Here is a 20266-nt window from a genome sequence, read left to right on the forward strand (position 1 = left end):
CCGACAAACACCTCAACCACACCCACGACAAACCCCTCCAGGCAGTCGCCGCTTGACATAGGAGCAATGCTCGCTCGCGCCGAGAACCGCTAGAGCAGGTCGTCCAGCACCGACTCGAGGATGTCCAACCCGGAATGCAACTCGAACTCGGAAACCGTCAGCGGCGGGGCGATGCGGAAGATGCCGCCCATCCCGGGCAGCTGCACGATGTTCATGTGCAGACCGCGCTCCAGACATGCCGACGTCACCGATGCACCGAGGGCGTCGGCCGGCGCCTTGGAACTCTTGTCGGCCACCAACTCCAACCCCTGGAGCAGACCCCGCCCGCGGATGTCGCCCACCTGCTCGAATCGCGCTTGCAGCGCCGACAGTCGGGCACCGAGCTGTTCCCCGAGTTCGGCGGCTCGGTGCACCAACTTCTCGCGCTCCACCACCGAGAGCACGGTCAACGCGACGGAGGCCGCCAGGGGATCGGACACATGAGTGGTGAAGAACAGGAAACCCCGTTCATGGCAGACACTTTCGATCTCTTCGCTGGTCACCACCACGGCAACCGGCAGCCCGGCGCCCAGCGTCTTGGACAACGTCAGCAGGTCGGGCACGATCCCGTCACGCTCGAAGGCATACATCAGTCCGGTGCGACCCACCCCGGTCTGGGCCTCGTCGACGATCAACAACATTCCCCGCTCGGCGCACAGCTCCTTGAGGCGGCGCAGATACCCGTCGGGTAGCGGGATGATGCCGCCGCTGGACAGGATGGGCTCCACCAGGCAGGCCGCCAGACTGCCGGAGGACTGCGCGTCCACCGCGGCGAATCCGTAGGCGAGTTCGGACTCCCAGTCGTATGAACCGTCGGCGTGCCGGAACGGCGACCGGTACGCATTCGGGGTGGGCAGCGTGAAGTTGCCCGGCATCGGCGGCCCGTAACCGCGGCGACCGGCGCTGAACGTCGCCGACGATGCGCCCGAGGTCATCCCGTGCCACGACCGGTCGAAGGAGACGATCTCATAGCGGCCGGTGTACAGCTTGGCCATCTTGATGGCCGCTTCGTTGGATTCGGCGCCGGTGCTCAGCAACAGGGTCTTGGTCAAGGGGTCGGGAAGGGTGTCCGACAACATGCGCGCCAGGTCCACCACCGGCGCGCTGAGCATTCCGCTGTAGAGGTGGTCCAACCTCGACACGGCGCCCGACACGGCCGCCACGATGTCGGGGTGCGAATGTCCCAGCACCGAGCTCATCTGACCGGAGGTGAAATCCAGAATGGCGTTCCCGTCGCGGTCATAGACGTAGCTTCCGTTGCCGCGCTCGATGATTCGCGGGACGAACGTCGCGCCGTAACGCACGACGTGCTTGTCGACATGACTCCAGAACTGATCGCTTCCGTCCATGTACAGACATGCTAGGTGGGCGCGGTCTACTGTGAGGGCACACCAGCGTCGAGGGGGACATCAGCCATGGACCAGAAACCGCCTTCCGCACCGATCGAGGCCGCTCACGCCCAGCATCTGAGCACCCTGCCGTTCGACGACACCGCAGACTTCGCCGACGCCGACCGCGGCTTCATCGGCGCACTCCAGCCGTGTGTGGTCAAGGCCGCCGACGGCAGGGTCGTCTGGGACAACGACGTGTACGGGTTCCTGTCCGGTGAGGCTCCGACGTCGGTGCACCCCAGCCTCTGGCGGCAGTCCACGCTGGCGGCCAAACAAGGCCTGTACGAGGTGGTCGAAGGCATCTACCAGGTGCGCGGCCTGGACCTGTCGAACATCAGCTTCATCGAAGGCAACACCGGCATCATCGTCATCGACCCCCTGGTCTGCACCGAGACCGCCGCCGCGGCACTCGGGCTGTACCGCGCCCATCGCGGCGACCGCCCGGTGATCGCGGTGATCTACACCCACAGCCACGTCGACCATTTCGGTGGTGTTCTCGGCGTGACCACCCAGGCGGACGTCGACGCCGGCAAGGTCGCCGTCATCGCCCCGCAGGGGTTCATCGATCACGCCGTGCAGGAGAACGTGTATGCCGGTACCGCGATGGCCCGCCGCGCCTCCTACATGTACGGCACCGTGCTGGACCGCGGACCGCAGGGCCAAGTGGGTTGCGGCCTGGGCCAAACCCCGTCCACGGGTGAGGTGGCGGTGATCGTGCCGACGCTGGACATCACCACTACCGGCGAGACGCACACCATCGACGGTATCGAGATCGAGTTCCAGATGGCGCCCGGTACCGAGGCGCCCGCCGAGATGCACTTTTACTTCCCGGGGTTCCGCGCGTTGTGCATGGCCGAGAACGCCACCCACAATCTGCACAATCTGCTGACGCTGCGCGGTGCCCTGGTGCGCGACCCGCACGGTTGGTCGGGTTATCTCACCGAGGCCATCGACAGTTTCGGTGACCGCACCGACGTGGTGTTCGCCTCCCATCACTGGCCCACCTGGGGCCGCGAGAGAATCGTCGAATACCTTGGGCTGCAACGGGATCTGTACGCCTACCTGCATGACCAGACGTTGCGGCTGCTCAACCAGGGGCACACCGGCATCGAGATCGCGGAGAACTTCGCCATGCCGCCGGCCCTGGAGAAGGCATGGCACACCCACGGCTACTACGGTTCGGTCAGCCACAATGTCAAGGCCGTTTACCAGCGGTACATGGGCTGGTTCGACGGCAACCCGGCCCGGCTGTGGGCGCACCCGCCAGAAGCCATCGGGCCTCGCTACGTGGCGGCGATCGGCGGGCCGGACCGCGTGGTGGAAGTAGCTCGGCAAGCCTTCGACGACGGTGACTTCCGCTGGGCCGCAACCCTGTTGGATCACGTCATCTTCACCGACGAGAATCATGCCGCAGCGCGCGAACTCTACGCCGACACGCTGGAACAGCTGGCCTACGGTGCCGAGAACGCGACCTGGCGCAACTTCTTCCTGGGCGGCGCCACCGAGCTGCGAGTCGGCAATTTCGGTACCCCGACCTCACCGAATTCGCCGACCTTGCTGTCGCAGCTGAGCCCGGAGCAGATCTTCGACGCCCTGGCCATCAACATCAACGGGCCCAACGCGTGGGAACTCGAGCTGGCAGTGGACATCTCGTTCACCGACCTGGGCGCGAACTACCGCTTGACGCTGCGCAACGGCGTACTGGTGTACCGCAAGGTACCCGCGGACCGGTCCACCGCCGGAGCGACCCTCACGCTCGCCGCCAAGGTGCGGATCCTGGCCCTGGTTGCCGGGGACTTCACCTCACCCGGCCTCGACATCGACGGTGACCCGCAGGTGCTGCAGCAGTTGGTGGGGGTGCTCGACCGGCCGGACCCGTCGTTCAACATCGTCACACCCTGATCACCCGGGTTTGCGCTACCGAATATGTGAAGCGGTACTGCGTTGATCGATGCCGGTCGCTGCCGGACGCTGGTCAGATGCCCTCATCTGTCATCGGTGCGGTGCTCAGCGCGGCGCAGATCGTCGACGTGCTCGGACCCGGCGCCGCCACCACCCCCGCTGAATTCGGGCGCCTCCTCGACGCATCGGGGATCGACTTCGTGATCCTGCGGCCGGACTCTCCCGCCGACGCGCCCGCGGTCCGCTTCGATCCGACCATCGCGGCGACCGTGCTGGCGCGGCACACCCGTTCCGTCGGACTGGTGGTCGCGATTGCTCCGCTTCGCGACCACCCCTACAACCTGGCCCGTCGCGTCGCGTCGCTGGATCACCTCAGCGGCGGCCGCGCCGGCTGGCTGGTCCTGCCGGACGATCCGGCCGCCCCGCACGGCAGCCTCTGGGCCGAGGCGTCCACCGCCGATGTGCTGGCCGACGCGGTGACGGTGGCCCGTGCGTTGTGGGAGAGCTGGCCGGCCGACTCCATCATCGGAGACGCGCAAACCGGGACGTTCGCCGACTCCTCACGTATCAGCTACGTCGACCATGCTGGGGTGCATCAGGTTTCGGGACCGCTCAACGTCCCAGAACCTCCCCAGTCGAAAGTGCCGATATTCGCGGAGACGGCCCTGGTGCCTCATGCCGATGTATATCTCGACGCTGACCAGGTGACACTGGTATCCCGGCCCGGACCCGCAGAAACCGCGATCAGGGCTGCCGCAGAGCATGTTCGGCCGGGATCCGAACCAGCGCCCGGCACGACCTTGCGCCGACGTCTTGGCCTGCCGGCACCCCATTCCGTCCTGCGCGCGCCGCTGCGCAGCGCGTTCCCGGCGGCCTGAGAGACGAAAGGACAAGCCCGTGACCGAACCATCCCAGGTGATCCTCAACGTCAACGTGCTCGATGTCGGAATCGCCCCTGGCGCATGGGCACTCGACGACGTACACCCGCGGTCATTCGTGGACGCCGAGCATTTCGCCAACGTCGCACGCATCGCCGAGCGCGGCACGCTGGATGCGTTCTTCCTCGCCGACGGACCCGGGTTCTGGGACAACCCACGCTTCAAGCCGACCCGCGGCCTGGAACCCACCGTCATCCTGGCCGCGGCGGCCGCGGCCAGCGAGCGGCTGGGCCTGATCGGCACGCTGTCCACCACCTTCAACGATCCGATCGAGCTCGCCGAGCGCATCCTGTCCCTGGACACCGTGAGCGGTGGACGCGTGGCGTGGAACGTCGTCACCACCTATGCACCGCAGGCGGCCCCCAACTTCGGCCTGCACACCCTGCCCGACCGCGACGAGCGGTACCGGCGCGCCGAGGAATTCATCGCGCTGGTCACCGCACTGTGGGCCGGCGCCGGACAGGGTGCGCCGGTGCGCCACCACGGCGAGTTCTTCCCGAACGTCAGTCACGCCGTCGCGGTCCCGCCGTCCGCCCAGGGCTATCCGCCGCTGGTTCAAGCCGGGGGATCACCTGCGGGCCGGCGACTCGCGGGCCGCACCGCCCACGCCGTCTTCTCCGCCGAACTGACTCTGCAGCAGGGCATCACGCACTACAACCGGGTCAAGGACATCGCCCGCGCGGCCGGCCGCAACCCCGATGACGTCAAGATCCTGCCCGGCCTGATCACCACCATCGGCTCCACCGAAGCCGAGGCCGTCGCCCGCCACGCCCACCTCAACAACTCCACCGCCGCCAAGGCGACGCTGGCCCGTCTCGAGCTCACCTTGGGAGTGTCGCTGGACGAATTGGATTGGGACCGGCCACTTCCGGCAGCGCTGCTCGACGGCCCGCCCGATCCGCAGACCTACTCCGGTTCGCTCGGCTTCCGGGAATCGGTGGTGGGGCTGGCGCGCGAGCGGAACCTGACCGTCGCTCAACTGGTCCGTGAACTCGCCGGCAGCAGCGGGCACCGGGCCGTGGTCGGAACGCCCGAGCAGGTGGCCGACACCATCGAGGAGTGGCTCCGGCGCGGCGCGGCCGACGGTTTCAATCTGATGCCGGACGCCATTCCGTCCGGATTGGAAACCTTCGTCGACGAGGTGGTTCCGATCCTGCGTCGCCGCGGGCTGTTCCGCCACGAGTACCAGGAGACGACGCTGCGCGAGCGGTTCGGTGTCCCTCTGCACCAGGGCGCGCTGCAACCCCTGTGACGGGGCCCCTAGGGTGGCCGCCATGCAACTGCTTCTGATCCGCCACGCGTTGCCCCACCGCACCGAGCACGGGCAGGGATCGGACCCGGACCTGGCCGCCGAGGGCATCGAGCAGGCGCGACGGCTCCCGGAGGCGTTGCGGCGGTACCCACTGGCGAGGTTGGTCAGCAGCCCGCAGCGTCGCGCCGTGCAGACCGCAGGCCCGCTGTCACAAGCGTGCGGCCTGCCCGTCGAGATCGACGAGCGACTGGCCGAATACGACCGGGACATGGCCGCCTACGTGCCGGTGGAGTTGTTGCGTTCGGAGCGGCCGCAGGACTGGGCCAGGATGGCCGATGGGCATCTGCCCGGTGGTGTCGACGAAGAGGCGTTCCGCGCACGGATCGGTGCGGCGCTGGCCGACATCGTGGCCGACGCTGCTCACGAGGACACCGTTGCGGTGTTCAGCCACGGAGGGGTGATCAATGTCCTGTTGCACGAGATCCTGGGCACCCGAAGGCTGCTGTCATTTCCGATCGATTACGCCTCGGTGACGCGGCTGCTGTACTCGCGGACCGGCCAGGCCACCGTCGCCGCGGTGAACGGTACCGAACACGTGTGGGACCTCTTGCCCCGCAACCAACGCCGAGCGAAGTGATGCGAGTCATGGTTTCATCAGTTGGCAGTCAGGGTAGATAGCGGCGTGCCCTTGCGACTTCCCAAGAGAAAGCGTGCCGAGATGAAGCGTGACGTCGGTGCCGAACTCGATGTGGACATCACCGCCCCCACCACCCTCGAGTTCCAGATCGCCGTCGCCCCGCAGCCCGGCGCGCAGGTCACCGAGGAATTGTCGTTCACGTTGGACGGTAAGGAGATTCGTCCGCAAGAGATCATCGGTGAGCACGGCAACCGGATCCACAAGTTCGACGCGGGTGTCGGCAACCTCAGAGCGTCGTATACGGCGACGATCCTCGGCCAGGCCGACCCGGCGCCGGTCACCGATATCGAGCTGTCGACGTATCTGCGGCCCAGCCGTTACGCCGAGGCCGACAAGTTCTTCGGTTTCGCCGGCACCGAATTCGGTGCCTACGCCGACTCGGCGACCATCCTGGAGAAGGTGTCGTCGTGGGTGGGGACCAGGCTCTCCTATGTCCCCGGCTCCAGCGACCCGATCGACGGCGCCGTCGACACCCTGCTGGCGGGCGCCGGTGTGTGCCGCGACTACGCGCATCTGACGGTGGCGTTACTCCGGGCGGTCAACGTGCCGGCCCGGCTGGTCGCGGTGTACGCGCCGGGTTGCCAGCCGATGGATTTCCACGCCGTCGCGGAAGCATTCGTCGACGGACACTGGCGGGTGGTCGACGCCACCTGCCTGGCGCCGCGTCAGGCCATGGTGCGAATCGCGACCGGCCGCGACGCCGCTGATACCGCGTTCCTGGACAACCACAACGGCGCAATCACGTTGAACAACGCCACCGTCACCGCCGTCGTGGACGGCGACTTGCCCAGGGACTCGGTGGACCAGCTGGTCTCGATCCGTTAGATCGACCGGGTGCGATTGTCTCGCTCCTCACCGGCTTCGTCCCTCAGCCGGATCGGTCGACTCGACTACAACCCCGCCTTGAGGTTCTTCTTCGCGGCCCGGCGCAGCTGGAAGATCCGCACGGCACCGACGGCGACGGTCAGAAGACCGCCCGCCACCGCGGCGAACAGGATCGCCACACCCAACGGCAGGCTCCAGTGCCAGCCCAGGAACGCGAACTCCGCGTATTCGGTGTTCTGCGCGATGAAGATCAGCAGCACGATCAGGATGAGGAAACCCAGGATGAGTGATCCCCAGAGGGCGGCGGCGCGGGTGCGTTTCACGGCCGACTGCGGCAGGGGTTTGGCACCGTGCGGGGCGACCGCCGGGTCGAAGGGGTCCGGCTCCCCGGAATGAGGTGCCATGGACGGATCGGTGCTCATAGCCTCATCATTGCCCTCAAAATGGCCGATGCAAACCATTCAGCGGGAGCTAAAAGATGTCGTGAACCGGCATACCACGCTAGGGTCGGCCAGATGACCACGCTGCGAGAACGCACGCGGACCCTGTTGCTTGCGGTGTGGGTGATCGCCCTTGGTGCCGCACTGACCGCCTGCGGCAGTTCCAATCCGCTCGGCGGGGGCGAGATCTCCGGCGACCTCAAGACGCTCACCGTCGGTTCGGCGGACTTCCCGGAGTCAAAGATCATCGCCGAGATCTACGCCCAGGCGCTGGAGGCCAACGACTTCACCATCTCCCGCCAGTTCGGGATCGGCAGCCGTGAGACCTACATCCCGGCGTTGCAAGACTTCTCCATCAACCTGGTCCCCGAATACACCGGCAACCTGCTGAAGTATTTCGATCCGGAAGCCACCGCCACCACACCCGATGACGTGGAGTTGGCCCTCTACCGGGTACTGCCCGGTGCGCTGTCGATGCTCACCCCGTCGCCGGCCGAGGACGTCGACACCCTGGCCGTCACCGCACAGACCGCTCAGCGCTGGAACCTCAAGACCATCGCCGACCTCGCAGCGCACTCCGCCGAGGTGAAGCTGGGGGCACCGTCGGAGTTCCTCAACCGCACCGAGGGGGTGCCGGGGCTGGCGCGCAACTACGGACTCAACATCACCCCCAACAACTTCATCGCGATCAGCGACGGCGGCGGACCCGCGACCGTGCGGGCGCTGGCCGACGGTACGGTCACCGCCGCCAATATCTTCAGCACCTCGCCATCGATCCCGCAGAACAACTTCGTGGTGCTCGAAGACCCGAAGAACAACTTCCCGGCGGCCAACGTGGTGCCCGTCGTCAGCTCGCAGAAGATGTCCGATGAACTGAAGAACATCCTGAACGCGGTCTCGGCCAAGCTCACCACCGAAGGCCTGATCGAACTCAACAGCGCAGTGGAGGGTAATCAAGGTGTCGACCCGGACGAAGCGGCGCAGAAGTGGGTGCAGGACAACGGCTTCGACAAGCCCTTCGCAGAAAAGTGATGCATAGATGATCACCTTCGACCAGGTGACCAAGCGGTACCCCGACGGGACGGTTGCCGTCGACGCGCTCGATCTGGAAGTTCCGGAGGGCACCCTCGCGGTGTTCGTCGGTCCGTCGGGCTGCGGCAAGACCACATCGATGCGGATGATCAACCGGATGATCGACCCGACATCAGGCACCTTGACCGTCGACGGAAAAGACGTCACCAAGGTCGACCCGGTCAAGCTGCGCCTCGGGATCGGCTACGTCATCCAGAGCGCCGGACTGATGCCGCACCAACGGGTGATCGACAACGTCGCCACCGTTCCCGTGTTGCGCGGCGAATCCCGCAGGACCGCACGCAAAGCCGCCTACGGCGTGCTCGAGCGCGTCGGCCTGGATCCCAAGCTGGCCAACCGGTATCCGGCACAGCTCTCCGGCGGCCAGCAGCAGCGTGTCGGCGTTGCTCGTGCCCTGGCCGCCGACCCACCGATCCTGCTGATGGACGAGCCGTTCTCCGCCGTCGACCCGGTGGTGCGCGAGGACCTGCAGACCGAGATCCTGCGCCTGCAAAGCGAGTTGAAGAAGACCGTCGTCTTCGTCACCCATGACATCGACGAGGCCATCAAACTCGGCGACAAGGTGGCGGTATTCGGCCGCGGCGGGGTGTTGCAGCAGTACGACGCGCCCAGCCGGCTGCTGTCCAACCCGGCCAACGACGCGGTGGCCGGGTTCGTCGGCGCCGACCGCGGCTACCGCGGCCTGCAGTTCTTCGGCGCCACCGGCATTCCGCTGCACGAGCTCCGGCACGTCACCGAAGCCGAGATCGACGCATTGCAACTCGGTGACGGCGACTGGGTGCTGGTCACCAAGGACGACGGCACACCGTACGCCTGGATCGACGCCGAAGGGGTGAAGCTGCACCGCGGCGGCAGCTCCCTGTATGACAGCACCATCGCGGGCGGCTCCCTGTTCCGGCCCGATCACACCCTGCGGCAGGCCCTGGATGCGGCGCTGTCGTCGCCGTCGGGCCTCGGCGTGGCCGTCGACAACGCCGGTCAGGTGGCCGGCGGGGTGAAGGCCGACGATGTACTCGTCGCGCTGGAGAAGCAACGCGCGAGTCGGGCCTGACACGTGCAGTACCTGTTCACCCACCTCGACGACCTGTGGACGTTGACGGTCATCCACCTGCGGCTGTCGCTGGTGCCGATCGTCCTGGGGCTGATCATCGCGGTGCCGCTGGGAGCGCTGGTGCGGCGCACCACGTTCCTGCGGCGGCTCACCACCGTCACGGCCAGCATCATCTTCACCATCCCGTCGCTGGCGCTGTTCGTGGTACTGCCGCTGATCATCCCGACCCGCATCCTCGACGAAGCCAACGTGATCGTCGCCCTGACGCTCTACACCGTGGCCCTGCTGGTGCGGGCGGTGCCCGAAGCGCTGGACGCGGTGAACCCGGCGGTGCTCGACGCCGCCACCGCCGTCGGGTACAAACCGTTCACCCGGTTGGTGAAAGTCGAACTGCCGCTGGCCATTCCGGTGCTGGTGGCCAGCCTGCGCGTGGTCGCGGTCACCAACATCTCGATGGTGTCGGTGGGTTCGGTGATCGGTATCGGCGGCCTGGGCACCTGGTTCACCGAGGGCTATCAGTCCAACAAGAGCGATCAGATCGTCGCCGGCATCATCGCGATCTTCATCCTGGCCATCATCATCGACACACTCATCATGGTGCTCGGTAAAGCCGCCACCCCCTGGACGCGCGCCAGCCGACCGAAGGCCCGAGCAAAGGTGGAGGCCTGATGGGACCCGCGAATTTCCTCAGTGAGGCCTTGAGCTTCATCTTCACCGCCGCCAACTGGGGCGGCCCGGCCGGCCTGGGCGCCCGCATCCTCGAACACCTGCAGTACACCTTTGTCGCCGTCCTGTTCTCGGTGCTCGTCGCCGTCCCGGTGGGCATGCTGATCGGCCACACCGGGCGTGGCACCTTCCTGGTGGTCACGGGGGTCAACGCGCTGCGCGCCCTGCCCACCCTCGGTGTGCTCCTGCTCGGTGTGCTGCTGTGGGGGCTGGGTCTGGTGCCCCCGACGGTGGCGCTGATGCTGTTGGGCATCCCCCCACTGCTGGCCGGCACCTACTCGGGCATCGCCAATGTCGACCGCAACGTCGTCGACGCCGCCCGCTCGATGGGGATGACGGAGTCGCGGATCCTGCTGCGCGTCGAGACACCCAACGCGTTACCGCTGATCCTCGGCGGGCTGCGGACCGCAACTCTGCAGATCGTGGCCACCGCCACGGTCGCGGCCTACGCGAGCCTCGGTGGTCTGGGGCGCTACCTGATCGACGGGATCAAGGTGCGCGAGTTCTACCTGGCGCTGGTCGGCGCCCTGATGGTGACCCTGCTGGCGCTGATCCTGGACGGCTTGCTCGCGCTGGCGGTGTGGGCGTCGGTACCGGGGACGGGCCGGTTCGGGCGAGTACCACAGCCCCTCCTGGATGACGAGGTTGCCCTGGAATCCCGTCCGGTCAATTCAAGTGCCGGACCGGGCTACGAACGTGGCGGCTCGTCGCATACGGTAGAGGAATGAGTGCAGCCACCGCTCAGAACGACAGTGCCTGGCCGAAGATCCTGACGTGGAGCGCCCACGATGTCCCGCGGATGGAATCGGTACGGGTGCAGCTGTCGGGCAAGCGAATCAAGGCCTACGGCCGAATCGTGTCCGCCGCCACCGACGCCACACCGGCGTTCAGCGCGTCCTATGACCTGGTGACCGACGAACGGGGCGCCACCAAACGGCTGTCGTTGACCGTCACGTGCGCCGAGCGGGAAAGACAGCTCTCGATCGCCCGCGACGAAGAGAACATGTGGGTGATCCAGCAGCATTCCGGGCAGACGTCGCGCTCGGAGTTCGACGGTGCGCTCGACGTCGACGTGGTGTTCAGCCCGTTCTTCAACGCGTTGCCCATCCGGCGTACCGGCCTTCACGAACATGCCGATTCGGTCACCCTGCCCGTGGTGTACGTGCGGATCCCCGATCTCGAGGTGGCGCCCGCCACCATCAGCTACACCAGCGGCGGTGACGGCATCAAGCTGCACTCACCGGTCGCCGAGACCACCGTCACCGTCGACTCCGACGGTTTCATCCTCGAGTACCCCGGGTTGGCAGGGCGGATCTGATCACCCCGCCCGCGCGGCCGGCCGCGGCCAGCGCGGTGCGCCACCCGTTCTCACCGATGGTGATGGTCATGATGTCGGGGCGGGTGAAACTGTCGTAACTGATCCGTGCGGCGTGGCCTGCCTCCACCAGCGCGGCAACCGACTGCTTCTCGGCAAGCGACGTGCGCGCCTTGGACAGCAGCTCGATCGCGCGGTCGAGCACGGTCAGTAGTTCGTCGGCGTTGGCTTCACACATCGCCCGGACCAGGTCCGGTGCGGTGGCCGCCACCCGGGTGCTGTCCCGGAACGAACCGGCCGCCAGCGCAAACGCGAGCGGGATGTCGGCCGCGGTGGCGGCCAGGGCTTCGGCTGTCAGGTGCGGCAGGTGGCTGATGGCCGCGGCGGCGGTGTCGTGCTCGTCGGCGCGCGCCGGGACCACGAACGCGCCGCAGTCCAGGGCCAGCGTCATGACCGTCGCCCACACACCGGCGTCCACATGCTCGTCCACCGACACCACCCAGGCAGTCCCGGTGAACAGATCGGCGTCACCGGCGGCCCACCCCGAAAAGGCGGTGCCGGTCATCGGGTGCCCACCGACGTAGCTGGTCAACAGACCGGCGGCGGCCACCTCGGCGCGTACGGCGCCCTTGACGCTGATCACATCGGTCAGTGGGCAGTGCGGTGCGACCTCCGCGATGTGGGCCAGCATCAGAGGCACTGCGGGCATCGGAACGGCCAGCACGATCAGCGCCTCGTCCCCGGCGGCGCGGCGCAACGTCGAGGTCAGGTCGGTGGAGGCGTCGAATCCGTCGGACGTGGCGGCCTGGGCGCCGTCGACGGAACGGTTGTAGCCGTAGACAGTTCGGCCGGCTGCCGCGGCCGCCCGCATCAACGAGCCGCCGATCAATCCGAGTCCGAGCACGCAGACCGGCGTGCCTGCCTTCGCGACGTTCACCCACCAAGGGTTCCACATTCCCCGACGTCAACCGTGATGCCCTGGTCAACGGGGTGGGTGAGTATTAGCGTTAGCAACCATGGGACCGCAGCGCGCCTCGCAGCAGGATGCGACACAAGCGCCGGACACGCCTGACGGCTTCGGTGTCGCGGTCGTCCGGGAAGACGGCAAATGGCGCTGCACGGCGCTGAAATCCGCCGCGCTCAACAGCCTCAAGGCCGCTGAAACCGAACTGCGCGAGTTGCGCAGCAGTGGAGCGGTGTTCGGTCTGCTGGACATCGATGACGAGTTCTTCGTGATCGTGCGGCCGGCGCCGTCGCGCACCCGGTTGCTGCTGTCCGACGCCACCGCCGCCCTGGACTACGACATCGCCTACGAGGTCCTGGAGAAGCTCGACATCGATGTCGACGAGGAGGAACTCGAGGAGTCCGATCCCTTCGAGGAGGGCGACCTCGGCGTGCTGGCCGACCTCGGGCTGCCGGAGGGTGTGCTCGGGGTGATCCTCGCCGACGCCGAGTTGTACGCCGACGAACAGCTGGTCAGGATCGCGCGGGAGATGGGGTTCGGCGACGAGCTGACGGCCGTGCTGGACAAACTCGAGCGGTGATCTCGGACGAACAGCTGATTCGCTCCGCGCTCGATGCCGCCGCTGCGGCCGGGCCGCGCGATGTGCCCATCGGAGCGGTGGTGTTCGACGCCGCGGGCATCGAACTGGCGCGGGCCGCCAATGCCCGGGAGGCGTCGGGCGATCCGACCGCCCATGCCGAGATCCTGGCCCTGCGCGAGGCCGCGGTGGTGCACGGCGACGGATGGCGGCTCGAGGGTGCGACGTTGGCGGTGACCGTCGAACCCTGCACCATGTGCGCCGGTGCGCTGGTGATGGCACGGGTGGGACGGCTGGTGTTCGGCGCGTGGGAACCCAAGACCGGCGCCGTCGGCTCGCTGTGGGACGTGGTGCGTGACCGGCGGCTGACCCACCGGCCCCAGGTGCGCGGCGGGGTGCTGGCCGCCGAGTGCGCAGCGCCGCTGGAGGAGTTCTTCGCGCGGCAGCGGTGATTCGGGGCGCCGCGATTGCAGCCGTGGTTGCGCACGGACCTTGGCCGCAGCCCTGGGTGCAATCTCGAGGCCGATCCACCGATTAGGGCGTGCGGCGAGGGACCGGTAAGCTGCCACACGGTGGCGTGTCCGAGCGGCCTAAGGAGCACGCCTCGAAAGCGTGTGACGGGTAACCCCCGTCCGAGGGTTCAAATCCCTCCGCCACCGCCACAAGCTCACCCGCCATCCAGTGCAGGTCGAGCTATGTCTCGAGCCCGGCCAGCCACTCGTCCAACGTGGCGACGTAGGTCTGCGGGTCGCTGCCGTGCATCGAATGCGGCATCTCCGGGAACGTGCGCAACGTGAACGGATTGCCCGCGCCCTCGATCAGCCGGCGCGCGTAGGCCACCTGCTGGTCGCTGACCGCGCCCAAGAGATTGCCCGTCTCCGGATCCACGAAGTGGAAGTGGTGGGTGAACAACACCGGCACCTTGACCTGGCGCAGCATCGCCTCATGGTCACAGGTGAGCGCCACGCGGCCCGAGACGAACGCATCACCCCATTCGGGGTCGTACTCGCGCAGGTTCTGCGGTGGCTCGCCTGCGTCGTTCGCGGCCCCGCCGACCAGTTGCATCCGGCGTAGCCACTCGGGCAGTTCACGACCCATCGCCGCCTGCATCCCGGCGTAGTCCCCGATGGACCACTGCGGGCCGAGCCACTTGTGCCACACCTGGAAGATAGCCCCGATACCCTGGCGGATCGACTGTCCGACAGCAGGATTCGTCTGTGACGAGAACAGCGGCGGATCCTCGTAGTAGGCGGCCCGGATCTGCCCGGGTGCCGCGAACGCCGACAGCCACGCCGCGATCACGCCACCGGAGGACAACCCGCACACCACAACATCTCGTCGGGGCTGGGCCGCCCGCACCACCAGTTCGATGAAGCGCACCAGGTCACCGCCGAACAGGTCCAGGCTGTAGCGGCCAGGTGTCCACGTCGAGCGACCCTGGCCGCGCAGGTCGACGGCGTACACCTGATAGCGGTCGGCCAGCAGCGTCATCACCTGCTCGTAACCCCACCACGATTCGCTCTGCCCCGGAATCAGCAGTAGAGCCGGACGGGCCGGGTCGCCGGCGACGGCGTAGTTCATCCGGATCTCGCCGAGGTCCACCAGGTGTTCGGGAAACGCGTGCTCGACGAACAGCTCTGGGTGGTCGCTGTATTCGAGGTAGGTCATGGCACCAACGTAGCCAGCCCCCGTCGTGGGTTATGCCGCAGCGTCGCTGCTCTCTCGCTGTCGGAGTCGGTTTTCCCGGCATCACGCTCGGCCCGCCTGGTGTCGTTGCGCGAGGAGTAGCTGCCGTCGGAATCGGCCTCTGACTCGGTGTCGTCGGACGGGGCGGTGTCGTCGTCCTCAGCGTCCGGCTCCTCGTCGGCCGGTGTCTCCTCGTCGGCCGGTGTCTCGTCGGTTACGTCGTCCTCGACCGGGGAGTCCTCGACCGGAGCTTCCTCGACCGCGGCGTCTTCGGTCGGCGCATCCTCGCTGCTGTCGTCGGCGACCGGCACGACGTCACCGGACGGCTCGCTGCCGGCCTGCCGTGCATCCGGTGCCGCATCGGCCTCAGGAACCGGCAGTACTCCCAGGATCACGCTCTCGACCTGCTCCGAGACATCGATGACAAAAGCGGTGCTCTGGTTGATGACGTTGTTGGCGGCGTCGAAGGCGCCGACCAAGGCCCGTGCACCGGCGTAGATGGCATCGTCCACCTGCTCGGCTATCACGTGGGGCAGGGCCACGATGTCCTCGGGAAGGCCGAATGCCTCCAGCAGGTGTGAGACGGCATTGGCGATGTCGCGGTTGGCGAAGACCAGTGCTGCGGTGATGGTTCCGCGCTCGGAGTCCGGCGAGAACAAGTTGATGCCGAAGTCGAAGGGCACCTGTGCCACCTCACCGAGCGTGTCGACGGTGAGGTTGAACGAGTCGAAGCTGCCTGCGACCAGAACGGCCGTGGCGGCGAGATACCGTTCCGGGCTCAGCGGGCCGTCGCCGATCTGGGCCAGCGCATCGATCACCGCCGACGTGGCTGTCGTGATGACACCCGGAATCGGCACCCCTTCTGCGTCCTTGTAGCCGAAGATGCCGTTGAAGACAGAGTTGAACCCCTGTTGCGCCGACAGCAGACCTTCGTCGACGACACTGGCCGGGATCCGGACACCCAGTTGCAACGGGGCAAACGCGATGGCCGTCACCGCATTCGTGACGGTTTCGATCAGCGCGCTCCCGGTGACCATGGACCCGGCTCCGATCACACGGCGGACGGTCTCGAGGGCGTTGAGGGTCTCGATTCGGACCAGATCGACCGCGCCGTACGACAGATCGAAGCCGGCGTTGGCAACCGCCTGCGCTATCAGGCCGCCCCCGTTGGCGGCCAACGCGACGCTGCCGATGCCGGAGGACACCAGGTTGGTGTAGTTCCTGAATGTCAACGGGTCGTTGAGAACGGCGACGGTCGCGGAGAGCACGTTCGACAGCGACCCGAGTACCACGCTGCTGAGCAGATCGGCGACCTGCTCCCCCGTCAACACCACCACGTCGTTGCTGTCGCCGACGAAGAACGCCAGCTGGCGCAAGGAGCGTTCGTTGTTGACGTCCAAGGTCTCGAACAAGAACCGCAGAGCCCGGCTGTCGGTGGCGTCTATCAGGGAATCGAAGATCTGCCTGTTGAGCGTGATCGCCGAGTTGAGCCCGTCGACCAGGGTCTGACCCGGGACGGCGGCTATCTCGGCGACGGCTGCATTGAACTGCTTGACCTGCACGAGTAGATCGTTGAAGAACGCGATGACCTCACCCGGGGTGACCGTCAGCTGGATGTCGGTGATGGTGACGTTCGGGACGGTCACCGTGCGGTCGTTTGCGGGGATGGCGATCGGTGCCAAGGCGACGGCAGTCGCAGCCGTCAGCGAGACGCCGGCGGTCAGGTAGGACCGGGCAGAGATCTGCATGCGTGTGAGTTCCTCGGGTTGATGGGCTGATGCGTAATTGATGTGACGTTCGCTTACGCTGCAGCGCTGCCGGCGGTTTCGCTGTCTTGCTTTTCGGCTTTCTCGGCTTCGCGCTGCGCCCTGCGGTCATCGTTCCTGGACGTGTAGCTTCCCGTGTTCTCGGACTCCTGGTCAGCGGCAGTGTCGTCGCCGGCAGGTGCGTCGTCCTCCGTGGAAGTCTTGTCCTCCGCGGGAGTCTCGTCCTCGACTGCATCCTCTTCGTCCGAAACCGCCTCAGTTGCAGTGTCTTCCGCGGAGGACTCGTCGTCGGAGCTGTCATCGACCACCGATGCGGTGGCGATCGGCGACGGCTCTGAGGACGTTTCGGGCGCAGAGGGCTCCGGCTCGGCCTCGGATCCGGTTCCCAGGATTGCGTTTTCGACCGAGTGAGATACGTCGACGATGAACGTCGCGCCGTTGTCGATCACATCGATGGCGGCGTTGAGGCCGCCGACGGCCGCGCCGGCTCCGGCGCGAATCACGTCGTTGACCTGGCTGGTGAGCGCCAACGGCACATTCACCACGTTCTCCGGCAGGCCGAGGGCCTGCAAGAGTCCGGCGATGGCACCGGCGACCTGATTGTTGAAGCGGATGATCACGTTGGTGAGGCTGGGGGCTTGCTCGTCCGGGTCGAGAATGTTGATTCCGAGATCGAAGGGAACCTTGGAAACGGCGGCCGCGGTATCGACGCTCTTGTTGAAGACGTCGAACCCGCCGGATGTCAGCAGCCGGGCGGCGCCCGTGTAGCTCAACACGCTGAGCGGGTCTTCGCCGATCGCGCGGATGGCCAACGACAGCGCGGTCCCCGCGATCGAGATGATGCCGGGGACGTATTCGCCGTCCGGACCGCTCCGGGTGCCGACCAGGCCGTCGAACACAGCGTTGAATCCGTCCTCCAATCCGCCGAGGACGTCGCCGGTCAGCGCGAGAGGGAGGATGGCCCCCAGTTGCAGGGGCGCAATGGTGATGGCCTGCGCCGCGGCCACGACGGCCTGGATCAGCGGGCTCCCGGTTGCCTGGGCTCCGACATTGATCAAACCTCGAACGGTATTGATGGCGTTGTTGATCTGGGCTTCCATCAGCTCGACACTGGTGTGGGCGAGCTCGAACCCGAGATTGCCGACGGTCCGGACGCTTTGGGCCGCAGCGTTGGTCACCAGCGTGGCCGACGCCACGACCGCTGCCGGCACCCGTACCCACTCGTAGAACGACAGCGGATCGTTGGCCACCCTGACAACTGCTGCAACAACATTCGCCAACCCGCCATTGACGATGGCGCCGAGCAGATCGGCGAGGTCCCTGCCGGAGAACACGATCGCGTTGTTGGCGTGGCCGATCGCCGCCGCGAGCGAACCGAGGCCGTTGTCGCCGCTGAGCCGCAGCGTCTGGAACAGCGCCTGAAGTGTCAGGTTGTCGGTGGAGCTGACCAGCGTGTCGAAGAACTGATCGTTGAGCGCGATGGCCGAACGCAGTGCCTCGACCACCGTCTGACCGGGAATCCGCGCGGCCTCGGCCACTGCGGCGTTGAACTCGGTCAGCTGTGCCTGCAGGTTGGCGAAGAACTCTCGCACCTCGCCGGGGGTGACGGTCAGTTGGATGTCCGAGATGGTGACGCTCGGGACAGTGACCGTCCGATCGTTTGCGGGCGCGGTGATCGGCGTCAGCGCGATAGCGGTCGCGGTAGTGAGGGATAGGCCGGCGGCGAGGCACGAGCGCGCGGAAATCTGCATGAATTGGCCGTTTCTGGTTATCGAGGTGTGTGAGGATGAGTCGAGCTGAAGTGGGCCCACCCTCGCGAGTGGGCCCTCTCTTCGGGGTCACTGGTTACGCAGTGGCGCCACCGTCCGAGCTGTTGTCCGAAGCGCTGTCGCGTTCTGTCTTCCTGGCCTCGCGCGCCGCCTTGCGGTCGTCGTTCTTGGACGCGTAGCTGCCCTTGTCGTCGGGGTTGTCATCGTCAGCGGGAGCCTCGATGTCATCGGAGGCTTCATCGTCCGCGGGGGTCTTGTCGGACACCGTGTCCTCGTCCGTGACGGTGTTTTCCACCGCGTCCTTCCCGGTGTCGTCGACGACTGCAACCTCGTCACCCGACGGATCCGGCTCACGAGCGTTGGACAATGCGGGAGGTGCCGACGGGTCGGCACCCACGCCCGCGCCGGGCAGGACCCCGAAGATCGTGCTCTCGATCTGGTTGGAGACGTCGATCACGAAGTTCGACGTGTCGGCGACCAGGTTGTTGGCGATGACGAGACCCTCGGTCAGCGCTGCTGCCCCCGCGTTGATGACGGCGTTGAGTTGCCCGGCGATGGCCAACGGCAGGTTGGCAACTGTTTCCGGAAGGCCCACTGCCGTAAGCAGATTCGACAGGGCCGCGGCGATCTCGGTGTTGAGACCGGTGAGGGCCGTGGTCAGGCTCGGACCGTCATCGGCGGGAACCGGATTGATGAGTTCGACGCCGAGCTGGAACGGCAGCTGTGCGACATTGCCGACCGTCTGGACCGACTCGTTGAACGTCGCGAAGCCGCCGGCGAGCAGCGCGGCGGTCGCGAACAGGTAGCTGCTCGGGTCCAGCGGGTTGTTGCCGATGGCTCCAATGGCGTCCTGCAGTGAGCCGCCGATGATGTTGACGATGCCGGGGTCGTCGCCGTACGAACCGATCAAGCCCGCGAATACCTCATCGAACCCGACCTGCAACGCGTAGAGGGTCTCATCGGCCACCCAGAACGGGAGGTCGATCCCCAGCTGCACCGGCGCGATGAAAATGCTTTGCACCGCGGCGTTCACGGCCTCGATGATCTGGCTCCCGGTGGCGCCGGCGGCGACGTCCATCAGCCCACGCACCGACCAGACGGCGTTGTCGATCTGGTCCCAGACCGCCTCGACACCGAACTCGGCGAACTCCAAGCCGGCAGTGCCAAGGGTGTGAACGATGCCGAGGCTGTTGTCGGCGAGCAGTTGGCCGGTGGCCACGCCAGCACCCAGGAGGCCGGCGTAGTTGGCGAAGCTCAGCGGGTTGTTGGCCACTGCGACCACGGCGGACAAGACGTTCGACAGCGACCCGGTGACCGCACTGGTCACGAGATTCAGGACGGTGTCGGTAGTGGTGTAGATGGTTCCGGTCGAGAGTTCGACGGTCTCGAGGAGTGAGTACAGCCCGTTGTCGGACGTGGCCTGGAGGGCGTCGAGCAATGCCAGGAGCGTCGCGTTGGTGGTGGCGCTGCGCAGGCTGTTGTACAGCGAGTCGGTCAGGCCGATTGTGGTGAGAAGCCCGTCGGCCAGAGTGTCACCCGGCAACGCCACCGCGGCTGCGATCGACTCGTTGAAACCTGCGAGCTCTGACTGCAGGGCGGAGAAGAAGGCCTGGATGTCGGCGGGCGTGACGGTCAGTTGGATCTCTGAGACCGTCACGTTCGGCACGGTGCTCACGCGATCGTTTGCGGGCACAGCGATGGGGGTCAGCGCAATGGCACTGGCCGTAGTTAGCGACAGACCTGCGGCGAGGTATGAGCGGGCTGAAAGCTGCATGTCCAGGCGCTTCCTAGTTAATTGGTCGAATGCATTCAACAGCTTAAGCGACACTCTCAGCT

The 20266-nt window shown here is 66.7% G+C and carries 19 protein-coding genes and 1 tRNA gene; 13 read left to right on the forward strand and 7 right to left on the reverse strand.

Annotation, left to right across the window (positions count from 1 at the left end):
* Positions 1-89 precede the first annotated feature (89 nt).
* Positions 90-1388, reverse strand: a complete 1299-nt coding sequence (locus AC3A6P_RS21225; RefSeq protein WP_487693726.1) for an aspartate aminotransferase family protein — start codon at positions 1386-1388, stop codon at positions 90-92.
* 66 nt (positions 1389-1454) lie between these two features.
* Here AC3A6P_RS21225 and AC3A6P_RS21230 point away from each other — a divergent pair, with 66 nt between their 5' ends.
* The 5 genes from AC3A6P_RS21230 (at position 1455) to AC3A6P_RS21250 (ending at position 7044) form a co-directional block, all read left to right on the forward strand.
* On the forward strand, positions 1455-3332 hold the full coding sequence (locus AC3A6P_RS21230) for an alkyl/aryl-sulfatase (protein WP_487693727.1): 1878 nt from the start codon (positions 1455-1457) through the stop codon (positions 3330-3332).
* 77 nt (positions 3333-3409) lie between these two features.
* Entirely contained in the window at positions 3410-4210 is an 801-nt protein-coding gene (locus AC3A6P_RS21235; protein ID WP_487693728.1) for an LLM class flavin-dependent oxidoreductase, read from the forward strand.
* Between the two features lie 55 nt (positions 4211-4265).
* Entirely contained in the window at positions 4266-5522 is a 1257-nt protein-coding gene (locus AC3A6P_RS21240) for an LLM class flavin-dependent oxidoreductase (RefSeq protein WP_487693962.1), read from the forward strand.
* A gap of 22 nt (positions 5523-5544) precedes the next feature.
* Positions 5545-6159, forward strand: coding sequence for a histidine phosphatase family protein (locus tag AC3A6P_RS21245; protein ID WP_487693729.1), 615 nt, complete (start codon positions 5545-5547; stop codon positions 6157-6159).
* 81 nt (positions 6160-6240) lie between these two features.
* On the forward strand, positions 6241-7044 hold the full coding sequence (locus AC3A6P_RS21250; protein ID WP_487693730.1) for a transglutaminase-like domain-containing protein: 804 nt from the start codon (positions 6241-6243) through the stop codon (positions 7042-7044).
* Between the two features lie 65 nt (positions 7045-7109).
* Here AC3A6P_RS21250 and AC3A6P_RS21255 read toward each other — a convergent pair whose 3' ends face one another.
* Positions 7110-7466, reverse strand: coding sequence for a LapA family protein (locus tag AC3A6P_RS21255; RefSeq protein ID WP_487693731.1), 357 nt, complete (start codon positions 7464-7466; stop codon positions 7110-7112).
* Positions 7467-7559: 93 nt separating this feature from the next.
* On the opposite strand from AC3A6P_RS21255, the gene AC3A6P_RS21260 reads away from it, so the two are divergent.
* Genes AC3A6P_RS21260 through AC3A6P_RS21280 form a run of 5 tightly spaced genes read left to right on the forward strand, consistent with a single transcriptional unit; the run spans position 7560 to position 11671 of the window.
* On the forward strand, positions 7560-8516 hold the full coding sequence (locus AC3A6P_RS21260) for a glycine betaine ABC transporter substrate-binding protein (RefSeq protein WP_487693732.1): 957 nt from the start codon (positions 7560-7562) through the stop codon (positions 8514-8516).
* Positions 8517-8523: 7 nt separating this feature from the next.
* Positions 8524-9627, forward strand: a complete 1104-nt coding sequence (locus AC3A6P_RS21265) for an ABC transporter ATP-binding protein (RefSeq protein WP_487693733.1) — start codon at positions 8524-8526, stop codon at positions 9625-9627.
* Between the two features lie 3 nt (positions 9628-9630).
* Positions 9631-10296, forward strand: a complete 666-nt coding sequence (locus tag AC3A6P_RS21270; RefSeq protein WP_487693734.1) for an ABC transporter permease — start codon at positions 9631-9633, stop codon at positions 10294-10296.
* Positions 10296-11081 (forward strand): ABC transporter permease, encoded by a 786-nt coding sequence (locus AC3A6P_RS21275; protein WP_487693735.1) that lies wholly within the window; start codon positions 10296-10298, stop codon positions 11079-11081. Before AC3A6P_RS21270 ends, AC3A6P_RS21275 begins: the two co-directional genes overlap by 1 nt.
* Positions 11078-11671 (forward strand): putative glycolipid-binding domain-containing protein, encoded by a 594-nt coding sequence (locus AC3A6P_RS21280; protein WP_487693736.1) that lies wholly within the window; start codon positions 11078-11080, stop codon positions 11669-11671. The genes AC3A6P_RS21275 and AC3A6P_RS21280 overlap by 4 nt, the downstream gene beginning before the upstream one ends.
* On the opposite strand, the gene AC3A6P_RS21285 is transcribed toward AC3A6P_RS21280, so the two are convergent.
* Positions 11634-12605 carry a prephenate dehydrogenase gene (locus tag AC3A6P_RS21285; RefSeq protein ID WP_487693737.1) on the reverse strand — a complete coding sequence of 324 codons (972 nt, stop codon included), beginning with the start codon at positions 12603-12605 and terminating at the stop codon, positions 11634-11636. The two genes, AC3A6P_RS21280 and AC3A6P_RS21285, sit on opposite strands and share 38 nt — an antisense overlap.
* A 79-nt stretch (positions 12606-12684) precedes the next feature.
* Here AC3A6P_RS21285 and AC3A6P_RS21290 point away from each other — a divergent pair, with 79 nt between their 5' ends.
* From AC3A6P_RS21290 to AC3A6P_RS21300, 3 genes are all read left to right on the forward strand, one after another.
* Entirely contained in the window at positions 12685-13212 is a 528-nt protein-coding gene (locus AC3A6P_RS21290; RefSeq protein WP_487693739.1) for a tRNA adenosine deaminase-associated protein, read from the forward strand.
* Entirely contained in the window at positions 13209-13661 is a 453-nt protein-coding gene (locus tag AC3A6P_RS21295; protein ID WP_487693740.1) for a nucleoside deaminase, read from the forward strand. The genes AC3A6P_RS21290 and AC3A6P_RS21295 overlap by 4 nt, the downstream gene beginning before the upstream one ends.
* 119 nt (positions 13662-13780) lie before the next feature.
* Positions 13781-13871, forward strand: a tRNA-Ser gene (locus AC3A6P_RS21300).
* A gap of 31 nt (positions 13872-13902) precedes the next feature.
* On the opposite strand, the gene AC3A6P_RS21305 is transcribed toward AC3A6P_RS21300, so the two are convergent.
* The 4 genes from AC3A6P_RS21305 to AC3A6P_RS21320 form a co-directional block, all read right to left on the reverse strand.
* Positions 13903-14877: an alpha/beta fold hydrolase gene (locus AC3A6P_RS21305; protein ID WP_487693742.1), complete on the reverse strand. Its 975-nt coding sequence runs from the start codon at positions 14875-14877 to the stop codon at positions 13903-13905.
* On the reverse strand, positions 14874-16643 hold the full coding sequence (locus AC3A6P_RS21310) for a hypothetical protein (RefSeq protein WP_487693743.1): 1770 nt from the start codon (positions 16641-16643) through the stop codon (positions 14874-14876). Before AC3A6P_RS21310 ends, AC3A6P_RS21305 begins: the two co-directional genes overlap by 4 nt.
* A gap of 53 nt (positions 16644-16696) precedes the next feature.
* Entirely contained in the window at positions 16697-18412 is a 1716-nt protein-coding gene (locus AC3A6P_RS21315) for a hypothetical protein (RefSeq protein ID WP_487693744.1), read from the reverse strand.
* 94 nt (positions 18413-18506) lie between these two features.
* Positions 18507-20258, reverse strand: a complete 1752-nt coding sequence (locus AC3A6P_RS21320) for a hypothetical protein (protein WP_487693745.1) — start codon at positions 20256-20258, stop codon at positions 18507-18509.
* Between the last annotated feature and the right edge of the window lie 8 nt (positions 20259-20266).

This window comes from Mycobacterium sp. Soil_C_30 (genome assembly GCF_057656995.1).